Source organism: Rathayibacter sp. AY1E8 (genome assembly GCF_002931415.1).
Lineage (GTDB): Bacteria > Actinomycetota > Actinomycetes > Actinomycetales > Microbacteriaceae > Rathayibacter.
This window is the reverse complement of sequence record NZ_PSVI01000025.1, coordinates 12,748-36,784: the sequence shown is the minus strand read 5'-3', so window position 1 is coordinate 36,784 and position 24,037 is coordinate 12,748. Positions and strand designations below refer to the sequence as shown.

The window sequence follows — 24,037 nt, the reverse complement described above, 5'->3', positions numbered from 1 at the left end:
CGCGCAGCACGGCACCGACTACGGCCTCTGCCAGATCTACGCGAACGAGATCTGGCACTTCGAGCTCGCCACCGAGCCGGGCGGCGATTGCCCGGAGCAGCTCCCCGACGCGAGCGCGACCTGAGCGGCTCTCCCGCGCTCCCGAGGATCCGATGCGTCGCGAAGGGTCGTCATCGGAGCCGCGTGGGAGCCGTTCGCGACGCATCGATCGCGCAGGCGGCCGGGCTCAGCGGCTGGTGAGCAGCTCGACGAACTCGTCGGCCATCGCGAGCTGGGCGCTCAGCGCCTCGCGGCGCTTGCGGGCCTGCGCGACGAAGGCGTCGAGCTGCGCGCGGACCTCGGCCGGCGCGTCGTCGCCCTCGGCCTCGAGGGTGTCGATCACGCGGAGCAGCGCGGCCATCTCCTCCAGCGAGAAGCCGAGCGGCTTCATGCGGCGGATGAGGATCAGGCGGTCGTAGTCGGTGGACGTGTAGAGGCGGAAGCCGCCCTCGGTGCGGCCGGACGCCTTCACGAGGCCGATCTCGTCGTAGTGGCGCAGGGTCCGGAGCGAGAGGCCGGTCCGCTCGGCGAGCTCGCCGATGTGCATGGTGCCGATCCTGCTCACCCCTTCAGATCTACCCTTACGTGAGGGTAGGGTTGCCCGTGCTGCTGACACGCCTCTGCAAGCTTGGCATCCCCGCCCGCTTCCGCCGACCCGATGCCGCAGCCCTCCGCGCTCCTCGTCGAGCACCCCTCCCACTCCCTGGAGCCGCCGCGATGGCCCTCGCCTCGAAGACCCCTGCCCGCCCGCACGCCGAGCCCACCGTGATGACGGCGCTGCGCACCCCCCGCATCCTGACCCGCGAGGTCCTCGCCGGCCTCGTGGTCGCGCTCGCGCTCATCCCCGAGGCGATCTCGTTCTCGATCATCGCGGGCGTGGATCCGCGGGTCGGCCTCTTCTCGTCGTTCGTGATGGCCGTGTCGATCGCGTTCCTCGGCGGACGCCCCGCGATGATCACCGCCGCCACGGGCGCCGTCGCCCTCGTGATCGCCCCCGTCGCCCGCGACTACGGGATGGACTACTTCATCGCGACGGTGATCCTCGCGGGCGTGTTCCAGATCGTGCTCGGGCTGCTCGGAGTGGCGAAGCTCATGCGCTTCATCCCCCGCAGCGTGATGGTCGGATTCGTGAACGCGCTGGCGATCCTGATCTTCTCGGCGCAGATCCCCAACCTGATCGGCGTGCCCTGGCTGGTCTACCCGCTGGTCGCCGTCGGCATCGTGATCATGGTCGTGATGCCGCGCCTGACGAAGGCCGTTCCGGCGCCTCTCGTCGCCATCGTCCTCATCACCGCGGCGGTCGTCGTGACGGCGGTCGCCGTCCCCACCGTGGGCGATCAGGGCGAGCTGCCCCGCAGCCTCCCCGAGCTGTTCCTGCCGAACGTACCGCTGACCTGGGAGACCTTCACGACCATCGCGCCGTACGCCGTCGCGATGGCGCTCGTCGGACTCCTGGAGTCGCTGATGACCGCGAAGCTCGTCGACGACATCACCGACACCCCCTCCCGCAAGACCCGCGAGTCGCTCGGGCAGGGCGCCGCGAACGTGCTCTCCGGCCTGTTCGGCGGCATGGGCGGCTGCGCGATGATCGGCCAGACGATGATCAACGTGAAGGCGTCCGGCGCGCGCACCCGCATCTCGACCTTCCTCGCCGGCGTGTTCCTCCTGATCCTCGTCGTCGCGCTCGGCGACCTCGTCGCGATCATCCCGATGGCCGCGCTGGTCGCGGTGATGGTGATGGTCTCGGTGGCGACCTTCGACTGGCACAGCATCCGCCCGTCGACCCTGAAGCGGATGCCCGTGGGCGAGACGGTCGTCATGATCGCCACGGTCGTCGTGGTCGTCCTCACCCACAACCTGGCGATCGGAGTCGTCATCGGCGTCCTGGCCGCCATGGTCGTCTTCGCCCGCCGGGTCGCCCACTTCGCCACCGTCGAGCGCACCCTCTCGGCCGACGGATCGACGGCCCACTACACGGTCACCGGCGAGCTGTTCTTCGCCTCCAGCAACGACCTCACCACGCAGTTCTCCTACGCGGAGGACCCTGCGCACGTCGTGATCGACCTCTCCGGCTCCCACATCTGGGACGCCTCGACCGTCGCCGCGCTGGACGCCGTCACGACCAAGTACGAGCGCCACGGCACCCGCGCCGTGATCGCGGGCATGAACGACGCCTCCACCCGGATGCACGGCCGCCTCGCCGGGAACCTCGGCGCGGGGCACTGAGGGTCGGGGCTGCGGGACCGCGGCGCCCACCGGGGTCGATGCGTCACGAACGGTCGTCACGGGCGCGGGAGAGGGGCCGTTCGTGACGCATCGATCCCGAGGGGGCGGGGTGGGAGGGCGAGCGGGCGGCGCTAGACGCGCACGGGCGCGACGGAGGCGCGGCGGATCAGCCGCGTCTCGAGCTCCATGCGGGTGGCCGAGGCTCCCGAGGCGAGCGGGGTCGCGGACCGGTGCGCCTGGTGCAGCATCCGGAAGGCGATGGCGCCCATCTCGCCGATGGGCTGCTGGATCGTGGTCATCGGCGGGGTCGCCCAGGCCGACTCCTCGACGTCGTCGAAGCCGATGACGCTGAGGTCTCGCGGGATGCGGAGGCCGGCGTCGTCGGCGGCCTCGTAGACGCCGAGCGCCATCACGTCGGAGCAGGCGAAGAAGGCGGTCGGCGCGTCCGGCTCGGCGAGCATCAGCCCGGCGGCCTCGCGGGCCAGCTCGCGGTCCCAGTCGCAGTAGGCGACGCGCGGATCCTCGACCCCGGCGGCGCGGAGCGCGGTGGTGAAGCCGTCGATCCGGGCGCTGCTGTAGAGCTGGGTGCGGGTGCCGCCGAGGACGCCGAAGCGGGTGTGGCCGGCGTCGAGGAGGTGCTCGGCGGCCATGCGGCCCCCGTCCCAGTTGGTCGCGCCGACGCTCGCGACGTCGGCCGGCGGCCGCGTGCTGGGGTCGACGACGACGACGGGCAGCTCGGCGGTGGTCAGCAGGTGCAGCTGCGCGGCCGAGACGTTGACCAGCACCACGATGGCGCCGAGCGAGGGGCGGCGGAGGAGGCGGCTGATCCAGGCGCCGTCGTCGCGGGCGCGGGTGAGCACCAGGTCGACCCCGGCGGCGGAGGCCTCGGCCTCGATCCCCTCGAGGACCGGTCCGATCCAGGTGCCGCCGATGTGGCCGACGACGACGTCGACGATCTGGGCGGAGTGCGGATCCTCGACCGGCGGGCGCAGGCGCGGTCGGCGGCGGTAGCCGAGCGCGTGCGCCGCCTCCATCACGCGCAGACGGGTCGCCTCCGAGACGTCGGTGCCGCCGTTGAGCACCTTCGAGACGGTGGGGACGCTCGTCCCGGCGCGCTCGGCGATCAGCGCCATGGTCGGGCGGGTGGTCGCTCCGGAGACGTCGTCGTGGTCGGGCATGTGCCCACCGTAGCGGATACCGACTTTCGCAACTAGCCCTGCGCCAGGACGGCTTGCTCCGCCGGGAACCGCGGTGCATGATGGTCGGACGCCGGGGCTCCCGCATAGAAGTTGCGCAAGTCCTGTTCGATGACGAACCGCGGAGCGATCCGCCCGCACGTGAGGACGACGATGACCGACCACTCCCCGACCACTCCCGGCAAGACGGCCCTCGTCGTCCGAGGGGGCTGGGACGGCCACCAACCGGTCGAGGCGACCGAGCTGTTCCTGCCGTTCCTCCGCGACAACGGCTACGACGTGCGCGTCGAGGAGTCGACCGCCGTGTACGCCGATGAGGCCTACATGCGGACGGTCGACCTGATCGTGCAGTCGAACACGATGACCTCCATCCAGTGGGAGGAGTTCCTGGGCCTCCGCGCGGCGGTCGAGCGCGGCACGGGCCTCGCCGGCTGGCACGGCGGGATCGCCGACTCCTACCGCGACAACTCCGACTACCTGCAGCTGATCGGCGGCCAGTTCGCCTCGCACCCCGGCAAGCACCCGGACGAGCGCACCGGCGAGCAGTCGGACAACTACATGCCGCACACGATCGAGATGACGGCCCTCGCCGCCGACCACCCGATCACGCAGGGCATCACCGACTTCGAGCTGGTCACGGAGCAGTACTGGGTGCTGCACGACGACTACAACGACGTGCTCGCCACGACCACGCAGGCCGTCCGCCCGTGGGACCCGTGGAAGCGCCCCATCACCTCCCCCGCGATCTGGACCCGCCTCTGGGGCGAGGGCCGCATCTTCGTCTCGACGCCGGGCCACCGCGTCGAGATCCTCCAGGACGACAACGTCCGCACGATCATCGAGAGGGGAATGCTGTGGGCGTCCCGCTGAGAGTCGGCATCATCGGCGTCGGGAAGATCAGCGAGCAGTACCTCGCGAACCTCCCGACCTTCCCCGGCCTCCGCCTCGTCGCGGTCGCCGACCTGAACCAGGAGCGGGCGCAGCAGGTCGCCGACGAGCAGGGCGTCCGCGCCCTCACCGTCGACGCGCTGATCGACGACCCGGAGATCGACGCGGTGCTGAACCTCACGATCCCGGCGGCGCACGTCGAGATCGGCACCCGCGCCCTGAAGGCGGGCAAGCACGTCTTCGCCGAGAAGCCGCTCGGGCTGAACCCGGCCGAGGCCGCGCCGATGCTCGACCTCGCGGACGAGCTGGGCCTGCGCTTCGCGAGCGCCCCGGACACGGTGCTCGGGACCGGCGTGCAGACCGCGCGCCTCACCCTCGACTCCGGCGCGATCGGCACCCCGATCGCCGCGCAGGTGCACTGGGCCGCTCCCGGCCACGAGCGCTGGCACCCGGCGCCCGAGTTCTACTACCAGCCCGGCGGCGGCCCGCTGCTGGACATGGGCCCGTACTACCTGACGGCGCTCGTGCACTTCTTCGGGCCGGTCGTCCGCGTCACGGGCCTGGCCACCCGCTCCGACCGCCCGCGCACGATCGAGACCGGGCCGAAGGCGGGCACGCCGATCGAGGTGACGATCGACACGCACATCACCGCGCTGCTCGAGCACGCGAGCGGAGTCGCCACCACCGTCACCGTGAGCTTCGAGGTCTGGCGCAGCCAGGCCCCGAAGTTCGAGGTCTACGGCACCGAGGGCACCATCTCGGTCCCGGATCCGAACATGTTCTCGGACCCGGTCGAGGTCGCCGTCCGCGACGAGGACTGGCGGGTCGTCCCCGACTCCGCCGGCGTGATCGACACCGGTCGCGGAGTGGGACTGGCCGACCTCGCGGAGGCGATCGCGGAGGACCGCCCGCACCGCGCCTCCGGCCGCGTGGCCCTGCACGTGCTCGAGATCATGGACGCCGTGCTCCGCTCGAACGAGGAGAAGGCGGTCGTGACGATCGCGAGCACCGCAGAGAAGCCCGACGTGATGCCGCAGCGCACGGCGGGCTCGATCGGCGCCTGACAGCGCCGGGGGGCGACGACGGGAGGCGGGGGATCGCCGCCAGCGCGTCGCTCCCCGTTCGGGGGTGACGGCGGGGGGCGACGCCGTAGACTCGGCGGATCGACGGTCCTCAGCCGCCGCCGCACGCGGAGGGGGATCGGCCGTGGCAGTCGGCTTCCGGCGGAGCGGTGAGCTCCGTGCCCTCGCGCGCCCCCGGCTCCGGGCGGCCGGCGACCCGCTCTCCCCCGAGGACCACCGCTCCCGGCTGTCCGGTTGGCTCAGCATGCCCGGCGGGCCGGGTCTCGTGCGCCCCTCCGCCCTCGCTCCGGCGTGGGAGGCGCCCCTGCTCCGGCTCGTGCGCGCCGGGGCGCCGGCGGAGGACCTGCATGAGGCGACCACCGGCTCCCCCGAGGGCTCGCGCCTCGCGGCCGTCGTCGAGCTCGTCCGCGACGCCCTGCACTCCGCGGACGACGATCGCGCTCTGCGGCTCACCGGCTGGCTGGTGCGCATCCGCTACGACCCGTCGGCCGACTCCTTCCTCCGCCGCTACGGGATCGCGCTGACCGTCCGCCTGCCGCTGAGCGGCGGCCTCGACGTGGAGGTGCCGCTCGACGCCCCGGCGCTGCGCCTGCTCTACGCCGAGCTCGCAGCACCGATGGATCCGGCTGCAGCGGTCGTGGCGGTCGAGACCCTGGAGCCGTCGACCTCGCGGCGTCGACGCTCGCCTCCCTCTACTCCGCCCGCCGCCGCTGGAGCGACGTGGCCGAGTTCTCGGCGCCCGTCGAGAACGTGGACGCCGCCTCCGCTGCGGTGCTCATCCGCCGCGGCGTCGCTCTTCGCGAGCTCGGCGTGATCGAGGGCGCCCTCGAGGCGTTCGACCGGGTGGTGCGCCCGACCGTCACCAGTGCGCGGCCCGTGGAGCTGCGGGCGGAGGCGCTGCTCGAGCGCGCGAGCACGCTCCTCTCGGACGGGCGCACGGCTCCGGCTCGGCGCGATCTGGAGCGCGTGCTCTCCCGCAACCCGGACAGCGCCGCGGCGCACGAGCTGCTGGCGGTCACCGGGCGCTGACGCGACGGAGGGGCGCACCCTCTGCAGGATGCGCCCCTCCGGGGAGTGCGTCGGCTCAGTGCGTCGGCTCAGCCCTCGGCCTTCGAGGGCTTGCCCTCGGCGGGCAGGACCTCGTGCGGGGTGTCGCGCTCGTCCTCGCCCTCGGCCTGCGACGGCTTGTCGGACTGGTCGTCCGGGTCCTCGACGGGGCTCGGGGTCTGGTCGCTCATCGGAGTCCCTCCGGCTCGTCGGACGTGGCGGACGGCTCGGGGTGCGCCTCGAACTCCATCCAGGCGCGGTCCAGATCGGCCTGCGCCGACTCGGGCTCGCTGGCGAAGTAGCCGTCGTAGATCGCGCGGCCGCCGTGCTCGGGCAGGTCGTCGCGACCGCCGAAGGCCTGCGCGAAGCGGCCGACCTCGTCGTCCCTCTTCTGCTGATCCCGCAACCAGGCGGGGAAGGTCTGCGTCATGGTGACACCTCTCTCTCCTGTCCTCCAGCCAATCCCCCGCCGCGGATCCGGGCAAGCCCTTCCGCCGCGGGCCTCGAGGGGCCAGGCTCCGCCCTGGAGGGGACGGGCTCCGCCCTGGAGGAGCGGCGCTCCGCCCTCTAGAGGACATGTCCGCTACAGGGCGCCCCCGCCCCCGCCGCGGAGGAGAGCCGGCCCTAGCGTGAGCCCGTGACCGACCCCGCTTCTCCGCGCCCCGCCCGCACCGCCGCGGGCCTGCGCCGCACTCTGCTCGCTCTGACCGCGACCGTCGCGCTGCTCGCCGGCACTGCGGCCCCCCTCGCCTCCGCCGAGCCGGACCCGGTGCCGGTCGGGAACGACCACCTCGCCAACGGCGTCGCCGCCTGGGGGCGCTACCTCAACGGGGAGTGGGACGTGCCGGCGGGCATGTCCGACCTCACGGACGTCGCGAGCAGCTACAGCCACACCCTCGCGCTCCACACCGACGGCACCGTCGAGGCCTGGGGAGCGGATCTGGAGGGCGAGCGGGACGTGCCGGCCGGGCTCCGCGAGGTGACCGCGATCTCGACCGGGTACCTCCACAGCATCGCCCTCACGATGGAGGGGACGGTCGTCGCGTGGGGCGACGACCGTCAGGGCCAGACCGACGTCCCGGCCGGACTCGGCGGCGTGACCGCCGTCGCCGCGGGCAGCTACCACACCCTCGCTCTGCGGGGCGACGGGACCGTGGCGGCCTGGGGCTCGGATCAGTTCGGAGCGACCGACGTGCCGGCGGGTCTCTCCGGAGTGGTCGCGATCGCCGCGGGCGGCTGGAACAGCCTCGCGCTGCGCGCCGACGGGACGGTCGTGGCGTGGGGCGGCGACGACAGGGGCGCGTACACCGCCCCGGCGGGCCTCCGGGACGTCGTCGCCGTCTCGGTCAGCTACTCCCACAGCCTCGCCCTGGAGCGGGACGGCACCGTCGTCACCTGGGGCGACCCCGTCGACTCCGGCTTGCCGCGGGTCCCCGCCGATCTCGGCGGCATCACCGCGATCGCCGCCGGCATCGGCTTCAGCGTCCTGCTGACGTCCGACGGCACCGTCGTCTCCCTGCACCCCGACGGCGACACGGAGCTGGACGTCCCGGCCGGGATCACCGGCGCCACCGGCATCGCGGTCGGCTTCAACCACGCCTTCGCGATCGGCCCGCTGCCGACCCTCACCGCCGACACCGCCGAGACGCTCGTCAAGACCGGGACCCGCTACTCCGCGACCTTCACGGCGTCCGGCCCGGCTGCGACCTTCGAGGTCTCGTCCGGCGCCCTTCCCGCGGGGGTGGCCCTCTCGCCGGAGGGCGTCGTCTCGGGCAGGCCGACCACCGCAGGCGACTCCACCTTCACGGTGAGCGCGCGGAACGCGTACGGCACCACGGCCGGCGTGCCGCACACGGTCACCGTGGTCCCCGCGAACACCCCGCCCGTCGTGACGGTCGCCTCCGCCACCGACGGCGCCTCCTACGAGAAGGGCTCGGAGCCGAGGGCCGCCTGCGCGATCACGGATGCGGAGAGCGGAACGTTCAGCGAGGAGGCCGTCGTCACCGGCACGCTCGTGAACGGCCTCGGCACCCGCACGGCGACCTGCACCTGGACCGACCCCGGAGGACTGACCACGACCGCCGCCGCGACCTACCGGATCGTCGACACCGGCGTCCCCACCATCGTCGCGACGACCGCGCCGACGGCTCCGAACGCCGCGGGCTGGTTCCGCTCCCCCGTCTCCGTCGGCTTCTCCTGCGCCGACGGCAGCGGCTCCGGGATCCGCAGCTGCACCCCCGCGCGGATCCTGCGCGAGGGCCCCGGCCAGAGCGTCACCGGCACCGCCGTCGACAACGCGGGCAACCGCGCCACGACGACCCGCAGCGGCATCGCCATCGACACCACGAAGCCGCAGCTCTCGTTCACGTCGAGGCCCGAGGGGTCCTACCCCTTCGGCACCGTGCTCCCGGAGGCGCGCTGTCTCGCGGACGACGCGCTCTCGGGCCTCACCGGCGACTGCGTGATCACGGGCGGCGGCCGCTCCGTCGGACCGCACGTGTACCGGGCGACCGCGACCGACCGGGCGGGCAACGTCTCGACCCTCACCGCGTCCTACACCGTGACCCCGTGGACGATCGGCGGGCTCAGCACCTCGGTGAAGAGCGTGGCCGCCGGAGCCGCGACCGGCATGACGTTCCAGGTGACCTCGACGTCCTCCGCGGGAACGTTCCGCCACTCCGCCCTCGCCGACGTGCGCAGCGTCACGCAGAGGCAGACCTCCTGCACCGCCGGCGCCGTCCTCACCGGAGCGCCGACGACCACCCTGACCGGACGCCTCCGCTACGACACCGCGACGAACCGCTACGTGAAGGCGTGGACGGTGCCCGCGAAGCGGGGCACCTGCTGGACGCTGACGGTCACGACGGCGGACGGCAGCACGGGGAGCGCCCGGTACTCGGTGAAGTAGCGGCGCCGGACGGCCGCCGCGGTCCGGTCAGGCTCCCGCCGCGGCGTACCGCTCCGCGAGCACGCGGAACGCGGCGGCCAGCTCGGGCGGCTCGGCCCCGGCCATCGGAGCGTCGAACCGGCCGAACGACGCGGCGAGCGCCTCCCACGACCAGGCGCCGAGGGCGAGTCGGCAGCCCGCGTCGCCGAGGTCCTCCACCTCCCCGTCGCCCGCGTAGGGCAGGACCTCGGCGGCGGGCGCCTCCAGCACCACCGAGCCTCGGCACGGCCACCCCTCCCCGGGCGCTCCGCCGCGGAACCGCGCCTCCAGGAACTCGGCGGGACTCCGGACCGGCAGCGCCCGGCGGCGGAAGCGGGCACCGCGGGGTGACCGCGGCTCGAGCCGGTCGACGCGGAACACCCGCCAGTCGTCGCGGTCGAGGTCGAAGCCGATGAGGTACCAGCGGCCCTGACGCGCGACCAGGTGGTGGGGCTCGACGCGGCGCACCGCCTCCGCGTACGCGAAGCGGAGCACCTCGCAGGTCCGGACGGCCGCCGCGACCGCGACCAGCCGCTCCGAGGGGACCGCGGGAGCCGGCGCCGCCGCGACCGTGAAGCGCAGCGCATCCGCTCGGGGCCGGAGCCGGGCGGGCAGGACCTGCCGCACCGTCGCCAGCGCACGGGCCGACGCCTCCTCGAGCCCCGTGATCGGCGCGCGCAGGGCGGCGGTGAGGGCGAGCACCTGCTCGTCGTCGAAGAGCAGCGGCGGGAGCTCGGCGCCGGCCTCGAGCCGGTACCCGCCGTCGGGGCCCTTCGCCGCGTCGATCCGGTAGCCCATCGTGCGGAGTCGGTCGACGTCGCGACGCACCGTGCGCGGCGCGATCCCCAGGCGCTCGGCGAGCACTCCGCCCGGCCAGTCGCGGCGGGTCTGCAGGAGGGAGAGGAGCAGGAGGAGCCGCTCGGTCGTCGTGGGCACGTCCCGAGGGCATTCCGAGAAGAGGACCGTCACCGTCCTCTTCTCCTGGGAGCGTCGGGGCACCGGGTGATCGACCCGGCACGACTGCGAGGAGCGCACCATGAGCATCACCACGACGACCCACCTCAACTTCCGCGGACAGGCCCGCGAGGCACTGGAGTTCTACGCCTCGGTCACGGGAGGCCGGGTCGACGCGATGTCCTACGCGGACGCGAACGCTGTCACCGCGCCCGACGAGGCCGACCAGCTGATGTGGGGCCAGGTCGTCTCCGAGGCCGGCTTCCGCGTCATGGCGTACGACGTCCCCGCGCACACGGCTTACGACCCGGGCACGATCCCGGTGTTCGTGTCGCTGCGCGGCTCCGACGCCGACGAGCTGCACCGCCTCTGGGACGGCCTCTCGGAGGGGGCGGCGGTCGTCGTGCCCCTGGCCCCGGCGGCCTGGTCGCCCCTCTACGGGATGCTGCGCGATCGCTTCGGAGTGACGTTCGTCGTCGACCTCGAGGTCGCCTGGGGCTGAGGCCCGCGGGCTCGGCGGCGGGGCGCGTCCCACTGCGGACGCTCCGGCCGCCGACTCGGTACGCTCAGCACCGGATCCGGTCGGAGGGACGCTGCATGCTGGAGACGATCTCCGAGGCCCTCTCGCTGGTCACCCTCCCCCTCGGCGTGCTGTTCCTGCTCGCCGCGTTCGTCGCGGCGCTGATCGACGGACGCTGGCTGACGACGACCGCCTACCTCGAGGAGGGTCCGCCCCTCGCGCTGCACTGGGTGACCCGGGCCGGCGAGGTCCGGTCGCGTCCGCTGTCCGCCGGGGACCCGCTGACGCCGACGCGGTCGGACCAGCGGGAGGTGCACTACCGCGAGGAGGATCCGCACCGCATCCGCCTGCACCGGTGGAGCGACGCGGTGCGGGCGCTGCGCCTGACCGGCCTGATCCTGCTCGGGGCGGGCGTCGTCCTCGGGATCCTGTCGACGGCGCTGGCGGTCCTCGCCTAGGCGGCGCTCCGTGCGCGAGGATCGGACCCGTGGATGCGGAACGGGTTCTCGGTGACGGTCGGGCCGACGGGGTGTGGTGCCGGCTCGGGGAGCCGCTGACGGTCGCGCAGATCGCTCGCGGCGGGCCCGCGTGGCTGTGCCTGGACGCGCAGCACGGCGCGTTCGACGACGCCGCGGTCCTCGCCTCCCTTCGCGCGCTCGGCGTCGTGAGCGGGAGGCCGCCCGTCGGCGTCCGGGTCGCCGGGCTCTCCGACGCGCTGATCGGCAGGGCGCTCGACGCCGGAGCGGACGTCGTCGTCGTCCCGATGATCGAGACGGTCGAGGAGGCGCTCGCGGCCGTCCGCGCCGCGCACTACCCGCCGCTCGGTCGCCGCAGCTGGGGGCCGATGTCCGATCTCTGGGGCGCCGCTCCCCCGTCGGCCGCAGAGGCGCGCACCGCGCTCTGGGTCATGATCGAGACGCAGGCCGGCCTCGACGCCGTCGATCGGATTCTCGCGGTGCCGGGCGTGAGCGGAGTCTTCGTCGGCCCGTTCGACCTCGCGATCGGCCTCGGACGGGACCTGTCCGACCTGCTCGCCGCGGACGGACCGGACGACCCGCTGCCGAGGATCGCCGCGGCGGCCCGGCGCGCGGGCAAGGGCGCCGGGGCCTACGCGGGCGACCGCGAGCGCGCCGGGCTGCTGCGAGCGCTCGGCTTCCCGAGGGTCGCGGTCGCGACGGATCAGTCGCTGATCGCGCTCGGCACCGCGGCGGCGCTCGACGCGGACGCCGCCGACTCCGGCTGCTGAGCCCGAGGCCGGGCACGGGGCCGGCCGCCGGTCACCGGCGAGGGCTCCCGCCGGGGGGATGCACGGGCTCCGGCGGCTCGGGGACGAAGCGGAGGCCGCCGGCGGAGTTCGCGAGATCGGTGAGCGCCGAGATCCAGGCGGGGTTGATGCGGGGCATGCGGCCGCCGGCGTAGGTGTAGCGGAGCGTGTGCGAGGGGTGCAGCCAGATCGCGCTGCGGCCGTCGCTCATCCCGTTCTCGTCGCGCCAGGTGAGCAGGCACGACTCCCCCCGGCGCAGCTTCGCGGTGAGGACGATCTGCAGGTGGGCGAGCACCCGGTCCTCGACGTCGATCTCGACCGATCCGTCGTAGTGCAGCTTCCCCATCGGCGTCTCCCGGCCTCGTCCTCGGAGGACGGGCGCGCCTCCGGCCCACCATCCTCGGGTGTCGTCCAGTGACCAGTTCGGGGCGGCGACAACCGGCGGATCAGCTGGTATCGGCGGATCCGCTGGTCTCGACGGGGCGGGGCTCAGGCCGGCGGGTTCGCCGCCATGAAGTCGCGCATCGGCAGCAGGTTCTGGAGGGGCGCGAAGTACCCGAAGCGGGGCAGGTCGAAGACCACTCCCGCGACTCCGGAGGATCCCATCGCCGCGATCCACTCGAGCGCGGCCGGCATCGGCACCTTCAGCACGCGCGACGCGTCCTCGTCGGAGAGGCCGGCGTGCAGCGCCCCGGCGCGGGCGCGCTCCCCCGTGGTGAAGGCGAAGACCATCGGCCCCGACTCCAGGCCGCCGACGAAGGGGGTGGGCGCGTCGTCCGGCCCCCGCGCGATGAAGCACCACATCGGCAGGGCGTAGACGCTGCGCCAGAGCGCGTCCATCGCGGCGAAGCTCTCGGGGTCGGCGCGCAGGGCCTCCGCCCGGGCGTCGATCTCGACGGTCTGATCCATGGGGCTCCCCTCGGCGCCGGCGATCGGCGCGGACCTCCACGCTAACGATGCTCCCGCTGGGCCGCACCCGCGATCGATCCGTCAGCAGCGGCCCGTCCCCGCGGCGGGCACGGGCCGCGGACGACGGATGGATGCGGTGGTGGCTGTGCGAGCCGTCCGCTGATCCGCCCGGCCACTGGCCCCGTCCAGGCGGTTAGGTTAGGTTAACCTTCGCAACCCACACCACCCCCTTCGAAGGATCGCCGTGCCCGCCACTCGCACCCCCCTCCGCCTGACCGCCGTCGCCTCGCTCGGCCTCGCCGCGCTGCTGCTCACCGCCTGCTCGGGAGGAGCCGACGCCGGCTCCGAGGGCACGTCCGAGAGCAGCGCCGCCGAGAGCAGCGAGGGCTTCCCCGTCACCGTCGACCACGCCTTCGGCAGCACCACCGTCGAGTCGGCCGACCGCGTCGTCGCGACGAGCTGGACCAATCAGGACGTGGCGCTCGCGCTGGGCGTGACCCCGGTCGGCTTCACCCGCGCCTCCTACGGCGACGAGGACGGCGACGGCCTGCTGGTGTGGACGAAGGAGGCGCTCGACGCCTCCGGCGCCGAGACCCCGACCCTGTTCGACGAGACCGACGGCGTGCCCTTCGAGGCGATCTCGGACCTCAGCCCGACCGTGATCCTCTCGGCCTACTCCGGCATCACCCGGCAGGACTACGACACCCTCAGCCAGATCGCCCCCACCGTCGCCTACCCGGGCCTGCCCTGGGGCACGACCTGGCAGGACTCCGCGAAGCTCGACGGCGCCGCGCTGGGCCTCGAGGACGAGGCCGTCGCGAAGGTCGGCGAGATCGAGAGCGACATCACGCAGACCACCGCGTCCTACCCGCAGCTCGCGGGCACCACGTTCATGTACGGCTGGTACGACCCGACCGACGCGAGCACCTTCACCTACTACACGCCGAACGACGCGCGCGTGAAGTTCGTCGAGGACCTCGGGCTCGACGTCGCCCCGAGCGTCGCCGAGCTCTCCGGCGACTCGGAGGCGTTCAGCGGCACCATCAGCTCCGAGAACGCCGACCAGCTCGACGCCGACGTGCTCGTCGTCTACGGCGACGACACGACCCTCGCCGCACTGCAGGCCGACCCGCTGCTCTCCAAGATCCCGGCCGTCGAGCGCGGCTCCGTCTACGTGCTGGAGGACGGCTCCTCCGCCGCCATGGCCACCTCGTCGCCGAACCTGCTCAGCATCCCGTGGGTGCTCGACGAGTACACCGCCGGCCTCGCCGCGGCCGCCGACAAGGTGTCGTGACCCGCACCGCACCCACCCGGAAGACGAGGGCGACCGCGCTGGCGGTCGCCCTCGTCGCGCTGGCCGTCGCCTCGGTCCTCTCGCTCGTGTACGGCTCCCGCGAGATCCCGCTCGGCGAGGTCTGGCCGGCGCTGACCTCGCCCGATCCGGCGTCCATCGTCGACGCGGCGGTGCAGGGGCGGGTGCCGCGGACGGTCCTCGCGATCCTGGTCGGCGCCGCGCTCGGGCTCGCCGGAGCCGTGATGCAGGGCCTGACCCGCAACCCGCTCGCCGATCCGGGCATCCTCGGCCTCAACTCCGGCGCCTCGCTCGCGGTCGTGCTCGGGATCGCCGGGGTCGGCGCGACGAGCCTGCCGCAGTTCATCTGGCTCGCGTTCCTCGGAGCCGCCGCCGCCGGGGCGTTCGTCTACGCGGTCGCGTCGCTCGGCCGCGAGGGCGCCACTCCGCTGAAGCTCGCCCTCGCCGGAGCCGCCACCGCCGCCGCGCTCACCTCCCTCATCAGCGCGGTCCTGCTCACGCAGGAGACCACGCTGAACCGCTTCCGCTTCTGGCAGGTCGGCGGAGTCGGCGGCGCCGAGACCGCGAGCATCCTGCAGGTCCTCCCGTTCCTCGCGGTCGGCGCGGTGCTGGCTCTGTCCAGCGCGCGGGGGCTCGACGCCCTGGCGCTCGGCGACGACCTGGCGACCGGCCTCGGCCGGCGCGTGGGGCGCATCCGCCTGGTCGCGGGGCTCGCGGCCGTGCTGCTCTGCGGCGCCGCGACCGCGATCGCCGGACCGATCGGATTCATCGGCCTCGTCGTCCCGCACCTCGCCCGCCGCGTCACCGGCCCCGCGCACGCCTGGCTGCTGCCCTCCTCCGCTCTGCTCGGCGCCCTGCTGCTGCTCGTCGCCGACGTGGTCGGCCGCGTGGTCGCCCGGCCGAGCGACGTCGAGGTGGGCATCGTGACCGCGCTGATCGGCGCCCCGGTGCTCATCGCGATCGTGCGCCGCTCGAAGGTGCGGGCGCTGTGAGGACCGCGGAGGCGCCCGCCGCGGTCGGCATCGCGGCCGGCCGCACGCTGCGCCGTCGGCGCACGGTCATCGGCTGCGCCGTCCTCGCGGTGCTCGCGCTGGCGCTCGTCGTCGTCTCGCTCACGGTCGGCAGCACGGTCTACTCGGTGCCGGAGGTCGTCCGCGTGATCCTCGGCGAGACCGTGCCGGGCGCCTCCTTCACCGTGGGCACGCTGCGGCTGCCGCGCACGATCACGGCCGTCCTGGTGGGCGTGGGCTTCGGGATGGGTGGCGTGATCTTCCAGACGATGCTGCGCAACGCCCTCGCCAGCCCCGACATCATCGGCATCACCTCGGGGGCGAGCGCGGCGGCCGTCGTCGCGATCGCGTTCTTCGGGCTCTCGGGCGGCGCGGTCTCGGTGATCGCGGTCGCGGCCGGGCTCGCGACCGCCCTGATCATCGCCGGGCTGGCCGAGGGCGGCGGAGTGATCGGGGCGCGGCTGATCCTCATCGGCATCGGCGTCGCGGCGATGTTCCAGAGCGTGATCGCCTACGTGCAGACCCGCGCCGACTTCGAGGACGTCCAGGAGTCGCTGCGCTGGCTGACCGGCAGCCTCAACTCGGCCGCCTGGCCCTCCGTCCCGCCGCTCGCGCTGACGATGCTCGTGCTGGTGCCGCTGGCGCTGCTGCTCTCGGGCCGGCTCGGCGTGCTGCAGCTCGGCGACGAGTCGGCGACCGCGCTCGGGCTCGACGTGCGGCGCAGCCGGCTGGCCCTGCTCGCGGTCGGAGTCGGCCTCGTGGCCGTCGCGACCGCCGCCACCGGCCCGATCGCGTTCGTCGCCTTCGTCTCGGGGCCGATCGCGCGGCGGATCCTGCCGAGCGCGCGCACGCTGCTGATCCCCTCCGCCCTGGTCGGCGCGGTCGTGGTGCTCGCCGCCGACCTGCTCGCCCAGTACGTCGTCGGCGCGCTGTTCTCGGGCGCGCGCTTCCCGGTCGGCGTCGTCACCGGCGCCCTCGGCGCGCCCTTCCTGCTCTGGCTCCTCGCCCGCCGCAACCGCTCCGGAGGCTCCCTGTGACCGACGCCCCGCCCACCCTCGCCGCCGACGCGGTCACCCTCGCCTACGACGAGCGCGTCGTGGTCGACGGGCTCTCGCTCGCCGTGCCGCCCGGCCGGATCACGGTGATCGTCGGCGCGAACGCCTGCGGCAAGTCGACGCTCCTGCGCGCGATGGCGCGGCTGATCACCCCGCGCTCGGGGAGCGTCCTGCTCGACGGGCGCGCGATCCACCGGCTCCCGACGCGCCAGGTAGCGCAGCAGGTGGGGCTGCTGCCGCAGACCCCGATCGCGCCGGAGGGGATCGCCGTCTCGGACCTGGTCGCCCGGGGCCGCTACCCGCACCGGGGCCTCTTCGGCCGCGGCTCCGGATCGGACGACGACGCGATCGTCGAGGAGGCGCTGCGCGACACCGGCACGCTCGAGCTCGCCGACCGCCCCGTGGACGAGCTCTCGGGCGGGCAGCGCCAGCGTGTGTGGATCGCGATGGCCCTCGCCCAGCGGACCGACGTGCTCCTCCTGGACGAGCCGACGACCTACCTCGACGTGTCGCACCAGGTCGAGGTGCTCGACCTGCTCACCGACCTCAACCGCTCGCGCGGGACGACCATCGTGATCGTGCTGCACGACCTCAACCTCGCCGCCCGCTACGCCGACCACCTCGTCGCCGTGCGCGACGGAGCCCTGTACGCCTCGGGCACGCCCGCCGAGGTGGTGACGCCGGAGACGGTGCGCGCGGTGTTCGGGATGGAGTCGCGCGTGATCGAGGACCCGGTCTCGCGGACGCCGCTGGTGCTGCCGATCGGGCGCCACCACTCGGGCTGAGCCCGGCCGTTCAGACCGAGCGGTCAGGGCCGACCGGTCAGGCCGGAGCCGCGGCCAGGGAGGCGCCGTCCACGAGCGTGCAGCGGAGGAACTGCTGCTCCCGTCGCGCGGGGTCGCCCTCGATGAGGATCTGCACGGCGCGGCGGCCCATGTCGCGCCGGGGCAGCTCGAAGCCGGCCTGCCAGCCGGTGCGATCGGCGGATCCGGAGAGCGACACCAGCGACAGGTCGCCCGGCACCGCCACCCCCTCGGCCTCGGCGGCCTCCTGCAGGAGGACGAACTGCTCCTCCTGCTCGGCGAGGACGACCGTGACGCCCTCGGCGGCGATCCGGCGGATCCACTTCCGCGGCGACGCCTCCGGCCCCGGGACGAGGTGGAGGAAGCCGTCGCCGAGCTCGGCCCGCGCGCCGGCCATGCGGTCGGTGTACGACTCGACGCCCTCGCCGTGGCCGGCGTAGGCGAAGCGGGTGTGGCCGAGGGCGCGCGCGCAGGAGATCAGCTCGCGGACGATCGACGCGTAGTCGGCGGCCACGTAGGGCACGGGCCCGCCGGCGTCGTCGCGGCGGCCGATGCTGACGAAGGAGAAGCCGCTCGCGTTGAGGAACTCGAGCTCCTCGCGGGGCATGCGCTGCCCGAGGAGGATGCAGGAGTCGGCCAGGCGCAGCCGGGTGGTGCCGCCGCTGAGGCCGCCGCGACGGCCGCCGACGCGACCGCTGGTCAGCAGGAGGAGGTCGATGTCGCGGTTCTGCGCCTCCTCCTCGATGCCGGCGAGGAACGGATGGAAGAAGTCCTCGCGATCGAGCGGGAACAGGCTCTCGTAGGTGTAGACGCCGATCATGCCGGTGCCGACCTGCTTGAGGCGGCGCGCGATGGGGTCGGCGACGTACCCCGTCTCCTGGATCGCCTTGAGGATCCGCGCCCGCGTCGCCTCCGGGACCCGGGCGAGCTGCTCGCCCTTGTCGTTGAGCACGAACGACACCGTCGTCTGGCTGACTCCCGCGAGACGCGCGATGTCCTTCTGCGTGATCCGCGGCACCCGGACACCCCCGCTTCATCCTGGTAATAGGTATTACGTCTTGACCTCAGGCTACCGATGACGAAGGATCGCCGTACGCCCATCCGGGGCGAGAGAGGGCGGAACGTCGACGATGATGAATCCCGCAGACCCAGACAACCAGACCACGGCCTCCCCGAGGCCCGATCGGCAGCACAAGCCCGATCAGCAGCCCGAGCACGATCCGCAGCGCAGGCCCGACAACTCCCGCCGCCTCTTCCTCGCCGGGGGCGCCGCCGCCCTCGCCGGCGCGGCAGGAGCCGTCGGCGCCGCCACTCCGGCCGCCGCCGCGCCCCCGGCCGACGCTCCCGGGCAGAAGAAGCGCCTGAGCGTCACCGAGGGGCCGATCTCGCCGCTCGACAAGGAGTTCCGCTGGGACGACCGCGCCGGCGCCGACAACACCCGCGCGGTGCAGGCGGCCATCGACAAGGCGATGACCGCTCCGGGCGGCGAGGTGTCGCTGCCCGCCGGCGAGATCCGGGTGACGGGCCTCGTGGTCGACTACCGCGGCTACCCGGTGCAGCCCGAGAACGGGCCGCCCTACGGCTACGCCGGGCCGAAGATCGTCGGCGCCGGCATGCGCCAGACGAGGATCGTCCAGATCGAGGGCTCGACCCGCGACATCTTCACCGTCTCCGGCCAGACCGGCGACGCGGCCGGTCCCGCCAACAACAACAAGGCCACCGGCGTCGTCCTCGCCGACTTCGAGATGACGGGCACGCCCTCCGGCGGCCACGGGATGTCGCTGCGCTCGCTGGTCAACTGCGAGTTCCGCAACCTGTGGATCCAGAAGACCGGCAAGTCGGGCATCTTCCGCGAGCGCGCCACCTTCGTGTCGGGCGTCGACGACGAGTACTCGTACGCCAACTCCTGGAACAAGATCAAGATCGTCGCCCCCGCCGGCTGGGGCGTGGAGGACTCGGGCAAGGCCTCCATCGGCGGGTCGATGACCAACGTCGAGGCGATCAGCCCCGGCCTCGGCGGCTTCCTCCTCGCGCCGACGAACATGACGCTGCTCGACTGCCAGGCCATCGGCGGCACGGTCGGCCTCCGGTCGATCCGCAACGAGAACCGGCGCTCGGTCAACTCCGGCCTGACCCTGATCAACTTCCGCTCGGAGGGCTCCCGCGACGGCTGGGAGGTGCTGATCGAGGCCGGCACGAGCCACATGATCGTGAACCCGAATTTCTTCCCGACCTCGGGCGCGAACTGCCTCGGCGTCGGCCTGACGAACGGCGGAGCGGACTTCGAGGTGCGCAACCTCACCGTCCTCGGCGGCTTCTACGGGCTCAGCCTCGGCCGCTTCCCGCAGCAGAAGGCGATCGTGCTGGGCAGCGACTCCTCGCAGACGCGCCTCGTGAACCCGTTCATCGAGCGCGGCGCCGCGGGAGTGGACGAGGGCTCGCTGATCGTCGACGACGGACGCCTGACCTCGTTCGAGCTCGGCCGCGGCCGGGTGGAGCGCGCGGCCGGCTACACCACGGTCGCCCGCGCCCCCGAGACCATCCCGACCCCTCCGGCCGGACAGGTCAACGAGGGCTGGGAGCGCTCCGGCGACACCTGGCGGAAGGTGGCCGTCTTCCCCGACGGGCACCGCGTCGTCATCGCCTCCTGACCCCGGGCGGCGGCGCCCTCCGCGCCGCCGCCCTCCCCCACTGCACACGGAACGAGCACCAGAACGCATGCATGACGACAGCACCCGCATCGAAGCCCGCATCGCCCGCTTCCGCGCCGAGAGCCTCCGGCCGGCTATCCACCGGGCGGTCGAGCCGCTCGGGATCGAGTCGTGGACCGCTCCGGGCGAGCCGGTCCCCTTCGAGCAGGCGCGGGCCGCGTCCTACGCGCCCGCCCGCATCGGGGAGCCGTGGGGTGCCCCGTGGGGCACCGTGTGGTTCCACGTGCGCGGCGAGATCCCCGCCTCCTGGGTCGGCGTCGACGGCTGCGAGCCCGAGCTCGTCGTCGACCTCGGCTACACCGGCGCCCAGTCCGGCTTCGAGGCGGAGGGGCTCGTCTTCACCGCGACCGGCACGGTCGTGAAGGCCGTCGAGCCGTTCAACCAGTCGGTCCCGCTCGACCGGCTGCCCGGCCGCGAGGCGGGCGACCGCACGGTCGAGCTCTACATCGAGGCCGCCGCCAACCCGAACATCACCGGTGACTGGTCCTTCACCCCCACGGCGCTCGGCGGCCGCCCCGCCGACGGCGCCCTGCCGTCCGACCCGCTCTACCGCCTCCGCCGTCTCGAGCTCGGGCTGCTCGACCGGGAGGTCTGGGAGCTGGAGCAGGACATGGCCGTGCTCGTCGGGCTGATCGGGCAGCTGCCCGGGTCCTCCCAGCGGCGCGCCGAGATCGTCCGCGCCCTCGACCGCGCCGTCGACGTCCTCGATCCGGACGACGTGTCCGGCACCGCCGCCGCGGGCCGGGAGGCGCTGCGGACGGTCCTCGAGCGCCCCGCCTCGGCCAGCGTGCACCACCTGCACGCCGTCGGCCACGCCCACATCGACTCCGCCTGGCTCTGGCCCGCCCGCGAGACCGCCCGCAAGGTGGCCCGCACCTTCTCGAACGTCTGCGACCTGATCGAGCGCGAGGAGGGCTTCGTCTTCGCCGCCTCCTCCGCGCAGCAGTACGCGTGGCTGAAGCGCGACCACTCGGAGCTGTTCGAGCGCGTCCGCGGCCACGTGCTCGCGGGCCGCTTCGTGCCGGTCGGCGGGATGTGGGTCGAGTCGGACACGAACATGCCCGGCGGCGAGGCGCTCGTGCGCCAGCTGCTCGAGGGCAAGCGCTTCTTCCTCGACGAGTTCGGGATCGACACCGAGGAGGTCTGGCTCCCGGACTCCTTCGGCTACTCCGCCGCGCTGCCGCAGATCATCGCCGGAGCGGGCGGGCGCTGGTTCCTCACGCAGAAGATCTCGTGGAACGAGACCAACACGATGCCCCACCACACCTTCTGGTGGGAGGGCATCGACGGCACCCGCGTGTTCACGCACTTCCCGCCCGTCGACCTCTACAACTCCGACCTCTCCGGCGAGGACCTCGCCCGCGCCGAGCGCCAGTACGCCGAGAAGGGCAGCGGCACCATGTCGCTCGTGCCCTTCGGCTACGGCGACGGCGGAGGAGGCCCCAACCGCGAGATGATCGCGGCCGCCCGCCGCACGCGCAGCCTCGAGGGCTCGCCGACCGTCGAGCTGTCCACGCCCCGCCGCTTCTTCGAGGAGGCGCAGGCCGAGTACCCGGACGCGCCCACCTGGTCGGGCGAGCTCTACCTCGAGTTCCACCGCGGCACCTACACGTCGCAGGCGCGCACCAAGCAGGGCAACCGCCGCAGCGAGCACCTGCTCCGCGAGATCGAGCTGTGGGCGACCACGGCCCTCGTCCGCGCCGGGGTCCCGTACCCGGCCGACGAGCTGCGCGAGATGTGGCGGACGGTCCTCCTGCAGCAGTTCCACGACATCCTGCCCGGCACCTCCATCGCCTGGGTGCACCGCGAGGCGGAGGAGAACTACGCCCGCATCGCGCAGCGGATCGAGGAGATGATCGCCGAGACCGTCCGGGCCCTCGCCGGCGAGGGCTCCGCGGAGCTGCTGGTGAACTCCTCCCCCTTCGCCGTCGGGGGCGTGCCGGCGCTCGGCGCGGCCGCGGCCGACCCCGCCGCGGAGCACTCGGCCCCGACGCTCCGCTCCGACGGCGACGCCCACGTCCTCGACAACGGGCTCGTCCGGGTGCGGATCGGCGCCTCCGGGCTCCTCGAGTCGGTCGTGGACCTCGCGAGCGGCCGGGAGGTCGTGCCCGCCGGTGCCGCCGCGGGGCTCCTCCAGCTCCACCGCGACACCCCGAACAAGTGGGACGCCTGGGACCTCGACGACAACTACCGCCGCACGGTGGAGGACCTCGTCGGCGTCGACTCGGTCCGCGCCGGCACCGTGAGCGACCCGCTCGGCCGCGAGGTGCCGGCGGTCGTGATCACCCGCTCGTTCGGCGGCTCCACGGTCGTGCAGACCGTCTCGCTGCAGATCGGCCGGGCGGCCGTCGACCTCGGCCTCGACATCGACTGGCACGAGCGCCGCAAGCTGCTCAAGCTCGCCTTCCCGCTCGACCTGCTCTCGGACCGGGCGACGTCCGAGATCCAGTTCGGCCACGTGCACCGCCCGACCCACGTGAACACGACGTGGGACGCCGCCCGCTTCGAGACCGTCGCGCACCGCTGGGTGCACGTCGGCGAGCCGGGCTTCGGCGTCGCGGTCGTCAACGACTCCACCTACGGGCACGACATCACCCGCGACCGCGCCGCGGCCGGCACCCCGACGACCACGGTCCGGCTCTCGCTCCTGCGCGCGCCGCTGTTCCCCGACCCGGACGCCGACCAGGGCCGCCACCGCCTCGCCGTCTCGCTCGTGGTCGGCGCCGAGCTGCCCGACGCCGTCGAGGCCGGCTACGCGCTGAACACCCCGGTCCGCAGGCTCACCGGCGCCGCGCCCGTCGCTCCCCTGGTGTCGATCGACGACCCCTCGGTCATCGTCGAGGCCGTGAAGGCGGCGGACGACGGGAGCGGCGACGTGATCGTGCGGCTCTACGAGTCGCTCGGCCGCCGCGCCGCAGCGACCCTCCGCGCCGCCTTCGCCGTCCGGGCGGTCACCCGCACCGACCTGATGGAGCGCCAGACCGAGCAGGTCCGCATTGAGAGCTCCGTCGAGGCGGAGTCGGCCGACGTGCGGCTCGAGCTGCGTCCGTTCGAGATCGCGACGGTGCGCCTGGCGCGCTGAGCGCGAGGGGACGAGGGGCGGGAGCAGGCCGGGTCGGCTTGCTCCTGCCCCTGCGTCATGTGGTCTGCTCGATGCACACCGTCCCGATCGGAGAGGTTCCCCCCATGCAGTCGTTCCCCGCCCCGCCCCGCCAGGTGCAGATCGGCGACGCCGCCGCGTTCGCCGGCGTCACTCCGCGGGCGATCCGCCACTACCACCGGCTCGGCCTGCTCCCCGAGCGCGAGCGGGGCGGAGACGGCCGCAGGCGCTACGGCTACGACGACATCATCCGGCTGCTCTGGATCCGCCGCCTGGCCGACGCCGGGGTCGCACTCGAGGACATCCGGGACGCCTTCGCCGTCGCAGCCCCGGCCGGCGCCGAGGACAGCGCCGACCGCGAGGACGAGGTCGCGGGCGTCCTCGCGCGGCTGGACGACGCGCTCGCCGCGCAGGAGGAGGAGCTGCAGCGGAAGCGGGCCTCGGTCCGGCGCATGCGGACCCTCGGCGGCCGGCTGGGGCTGCTCGACGACATCGTCTCGCGCCGCCTCGAGGGCGCACCCGAGGGCTCGCTGCGCCAGGCCGACCTCGACACCCTGCTGGTCACCGAGCGGATGTTCGGCCCGCTGGGCGCCGTCTCCCAGGCCGGCCGCTTCGTGGTCCTGGCCGCCGATCCGGCGCTGCGGGCGGAGGCCGACCGCGTCGACGCCGCCGAGGAGGCCCTCGACGACACGGTCGCCGAGGACGACCCCCGGGTGGAGCAGGTGGCGCGGGAGCGGCACGCCTTCGAGGCCCGGCTGATGCGCGTCGTCGAGGAGTCCGGTCAGCTCGAGGAGGACGAGGCGATCTTCGACGCGTGGGACGAGGCGCACCCGCCCGAGGACCCCGCGCCGGCCCCCGATCCCGCACAGGGCTCCCGCGCCCGGAGCGCCGGCGAGATCATCCGGAGCTTGCCCTACGACGTCTCGCCGGCCCGCCTGCGCGCCATGGACCTGGCGATGCGGCTGGGGATGGAGGAGGCGCCGACGTCCTGAGAC

Annotated in this window: 24 protein-coding genes; 16 read left to right on the top strand and 8 right to left on the bottom strand. The window is 73.8% G+C overall.

Going from position 1 to position 24,037, the window contains the following annotated elements:
- Positions 1–226: 226 nt before the first annotated feature.
- Complete coding sequence (locus C5C74_RS09275; RefSeq protein ID WP_104351392.1) at positions 227–586, bottom strand: MerR family DNA-binding transcriptional regulator; 360 nt, start codon at positions 584–586, stop codon at positions 227–229.
- Between the two features lie 170 nt (positions 587–756).
- Between C5C74_RS09275 and C5C74_RS09270 the strand changes: the two genes are divergently transcribed.
- Positions 757–2,265: a SulP family inorganic anion transporter gene (locus C5C74_RS09270; protein WP_104351391.1), complete on the top strand. Its 1,509-nt coding sequence runs from the start codon at positions 757–759 to the stop codon at positions 2,263–2,265.
- A 131-nt stretch (positions 2,266–2,396) separates the two neighbouring features.
- On the opposite strand, the gene C5C74_RS09265 is transcribed toward C5C74_RS09270, so the two are convergent.
- On the bottom strand, positions 2,397–3,443 hold the full coding sequence (locus tag C5C74_RS09265) for a LacI family DNA-binding transcriptional regulator (RefSeq protein ID WP_104224297.1): 1,047 nt from the start codon (positions 3,441–3,443) through the stop codon (positions 2,397–2,399).
- Positions 3,444–3,614: 171 nt separating this feature from the next.
- On the opposite strand from C5C74_RS09265, the gene C5C74_RS09260 reads away from it, so the two are divergent.
- From C5C74_RS09260 to C5C74_RS09245, 4 genes are all read left to right on the top strand, one after another.
- A complete protein-coding gene (locus tag C5C74_RS09260) occupies positions 3,615–4,331 on the top strand; it encodes a ThuA domain-containing protein (RefSeq protein ID WP_104227162.1) in 717 nt (238 codons plus the stop codon).
- Positions 4,316–5,413: a Gfo/Idh/MocA family protein gene (locus tag C5C74_RS09255; protein WP_104351390.1), complete on the top strand. Its 1,098-nt coding sequence runs from the start codon at positions 4,316–4,318 to the stop codon at positions 5,411–5,413. Before C5C74_RS09260 ends, C5C74_RS09255 begins: the two co-directional genes overlap by 16 nt.
- A gap of 142 nt (positions 5,414–5,555) precedes the next feature.
- Positions 5,556–6,245 (top strand): hypothetical protein, encoded by a 690-nt coding sequence (locus C5C74_RS09250; RefSeq protein WP_104351389.1) that lies wholly within the window; start codon positions 5,556–5,558, stop codon positions 6,243–6,245.
- Positions 6,152–6,460 carry a tetratricopeptide repeat protein gene (locus C5C74_RS09245; protein ID WP_104351388.1) on the top strand — a complete coding sequence of 103 codons (309 nt, stop codon included), beginning with the start codon at positions 6,152–6,154 and terminating at the stop codon, positions 6,458–6,460. Before C5C74_RS09250 ends, C5C74_RS09245 begins: the two co-directional genes overlap by 94 nt.
- A gap of 68 nt (positions 6,461–6,528) precedes the next feature.
- Here the strand turns inward: C5C74_RS09245 and C5C74_RS17410 are convergent, their stop codons facing one another.
- Together C5C74_RS17410 and C5C74_RS09240 are read right to left on the bottom strand one after the other, a co-directional pair.
- Complete coding sequence (locus C5C74_RS17410; protein ID WP_159940045.1) at positions 6,529–6,669, bottom strand: hypothetical protein; 141 nt, start codon at positions 6,667–6,669, stop codon at positions 6,529–6,531.
- Positions 6,666–6,908: a hypothetical protein gene (locus tag C5C74_RS09240; protein WP_104227148.1), complete on the bottom strand. Its 243-nt coding sequence runs from the start codon at positions 6,906–6,908 to the stop codon at positions 6,666–6,668. The genes C5C74_RS17410 and C5C74_RS09240 overlap by 4 nt, the downstream gene beginning before the upstream one ends.
- Positions 6,909–7,115: 207 nt before the next feature.
- On the opposite strand from C5C74_RS09240, the gene C5C74_RS09235 reads away from it, so the two are divergent.
- Positions 7,116–9,386, top strand: a complete 2,271-nt coding sequence (locus C5C74_RS09235; protein WP_104351387.1) for a PxKF domain-containing protein — start codon at positions 7,116–7,118, stop codon at positions 9,384–9,386.
- Between the two features lie 27 nt (positions 9,387–9,413).
- On the opposite strand, the gene C5C74_RS09230 is transcribed toward C5C74_RS09235, so the two are convergent.
- Positions 9,414–10,340 (bottom strand): YafY family protein, encoded by a 927-nt coding sequence (locus tag C5C74_RS09230; RefSeq protein WP_104351386.1) that lies wholly within the window; start codon positions 10,338–10,340, stop codon positions 9,414–9,416.
- A 100-nt stretch (positions 10,341–10,440) separates the two neighbouring features.
- Here C5C74_RS09230 and C5C74_RS09225 point away from each other — a divergent pair, with 100 nt between their 5' ends.
- From C5C74_RS09225 to C5C74_RS17400, 3 genes are all read left to right on the top strand, one after another.
- Positions 10,441–10,860, top strand: a complete 420-nt coding sequence (locus tag C5C74_RS09225) for a VOC family protein (protein ID WP_104224302.1) — start codon at positions 10,441–10,443, stop codon at positions 10,858–10,860.
- Between the two features lie 95 nt (positions 10,861–10,955).
- Positions 10,956–11,336, top strand: a complete 381-nt coding sequence (locus C5C74_RS17405) for a hypothetical protein (protein ID WP_104267914.1) — start codon at positions 10,956–10,958, stop codon at positions 11,334–11,336.
- Between the two features lie 29 nt (positions 11,337–11,365).
- The gene (locus tag C5C74_RS17400) at positions 11,366–12,124 is read left to right on the top strand and encodes an HpcH/HpaI aldolase/citrate lyase family protein (RefSeq protein WP_181027211.1); all 759 of its coding nucleotides are present in this window, start codon (positions 11,366–11,368) and stop codon (positions 12,122–12,124) included.
- Between the two features lie 31 nt (positions 12,125–12,155).
- On the opposite strand, the gene C5C74_RS09215 is transcribed toward C5C74_RS17400, so the two are convergent.
- A complete protein-coding gene (locus C5C74_RS09215; RefSeq protein WP_104263292.1) occupies positions 12,156–12,488 on the bottom strand; it encodes an ATP-dependent DNA ligase in 333 nt (110 codons plus the stop codon).
- A gap of 143 nt (positions 12,489–12,631) precedes the next feature.
- Positions 12,632–13,051 carry a hypothetical protein gene (locus C5C74_RS09210; protein WP_104224305.1) on the bottom strand — a complete coding sequence of 140 codons (420 nt, stop codon included), beginning with the start codon at positions 13,049–13,051 and terminating at the stop codon, positions 12,632–12,634.
- Positions 13,052–13,295: 244 nt separating this feature from the next.
- On the opposite strand from C5C74_RS09210, the gene C5C74_RS09205 reads away from it, so the two are divergent.
- The 4 genes from C5C74_RS09205 to C5C74_RS09190 are packed head-to-tail and all read left to right on the top strand — an operon-like array spanning position 13,296 to position 17,213.
- On the top strand, positions 13,296–14,345 hold the full coding sequence (locus C5C74_RS09205) for an iron-siderophore ABC transporter substrate-binding protein (RefSeq protein ID WP_181027213.1): 1,050 nt from the start codon (positions 13,296–13,298) through the stop codon (positions 14,343–14,345).
- Positions 14,342–15,355 (top strand): iron ABC transporter permease, encoded by a 1,014-nt coding sequence (locus C5C74_RS09200; RefSeq protein WP_104224306.1) that lies wholly within the window; start codon positions 14,342–14,344, stop codon positions 15,353–15,355. The genes C5C74_RS09205 and C5C74_RS09200 overlap by 4 nt, the downstream gene beginning before the upstream one ends.
- On the top strand, positions 15,352–16,410 hold the full coding sequence (locus tag C5C74_RS09195) for an iron chelate uptake ABC transporter family permease subunit (RefSeq protein WP_104238784.1): 1,059 nt from the start codon (positions 15,352–15,354) through the stop codon (positions 16,408–16,410). Before C5C74_RS09200 ends, C5C74_RS09195 begins: the two co-directional genes overlap by 4 nt.
- Positions 16,407–17,213: an ABC transporter ATP-binding protein gene (locus C5C74_RS09190; protein ID WP_104224308.1), complete on the top strand. Its 807-nt coding sequence runs from the start codon at positions 16,407–16,409 to the stop codon at positions 17,211–17,213. Before C5C74_RS09195 ends, C5C74_RS09190 begins: the two co-directional genes overlap by 4 nt.
- 37 nt (positions 17,214–17,250) lie before the next feature.
- Here C5C74_RS09190 and C5C74_RS09185 read toward each other — a convergent pair whose 3' ends face one another.
- Complete coding sequence (locus C5C74_RS09185) at positions 17,251–18,249, bottom strand: LacI family DNA-binding transcriptional regulator (RefSeq protein ID WP_104351384.1); 999 nt, start codon at positions 18,247–18,249, stop codon at positions 17,251–17,253.
- A 112-nt stretch (positions 18,250–18,361) separates the two neighbouring features.
- Here C5C74_RS09185 and C5C74_RS09180 point away from each other — a divergent pair, with 112 nt between their 5' ends.
- From C5C74_RS09180 to C5C74_RS09170, 3 genes are all read left to right on the top strand, one after another.
- Positions 18,362–19,882, top strand: a complete 1,521-nt coding sequence (locus C5C74_RS09180) for a hypothetical protein (RefSeq protein ID WP_104351383.1) — start codon at positions 18,362–18,364, stop codon at positions 19,880–19,882.
- A gap of 67 nt (positions 19,883–19,949) precedes the next feature.
- Positions 19,950–23,024 carry a glycoside hydrolase family 38 C-terminal domain-containing protein gene (locus C5C74_RS09175; protein ID WP_104351382.1) on the top strand — a complete coding sequence of 1,025 codons (3,075 nt, stop codon included), beginning with the start codon at positions 19,950–19,952 and terminating at the stop codon, positions 23,022–23,024.
- 104 nt (positions 23,025–23,128) lie between these two features.
- Positions 23,129–24,034 (top strand): MerR family transcriptional regulator, encoded by a 906-nt coding sequence (locus C5C74_RS09170; protein ID WP_104297735.1) that lies wholly within the window; start codon positions 23,129–23,131, stop codon positions 24,032–24,034.
- The last annotated feature ends 3 nt before the right edge of the window (positions 24,035–24,037 follow it).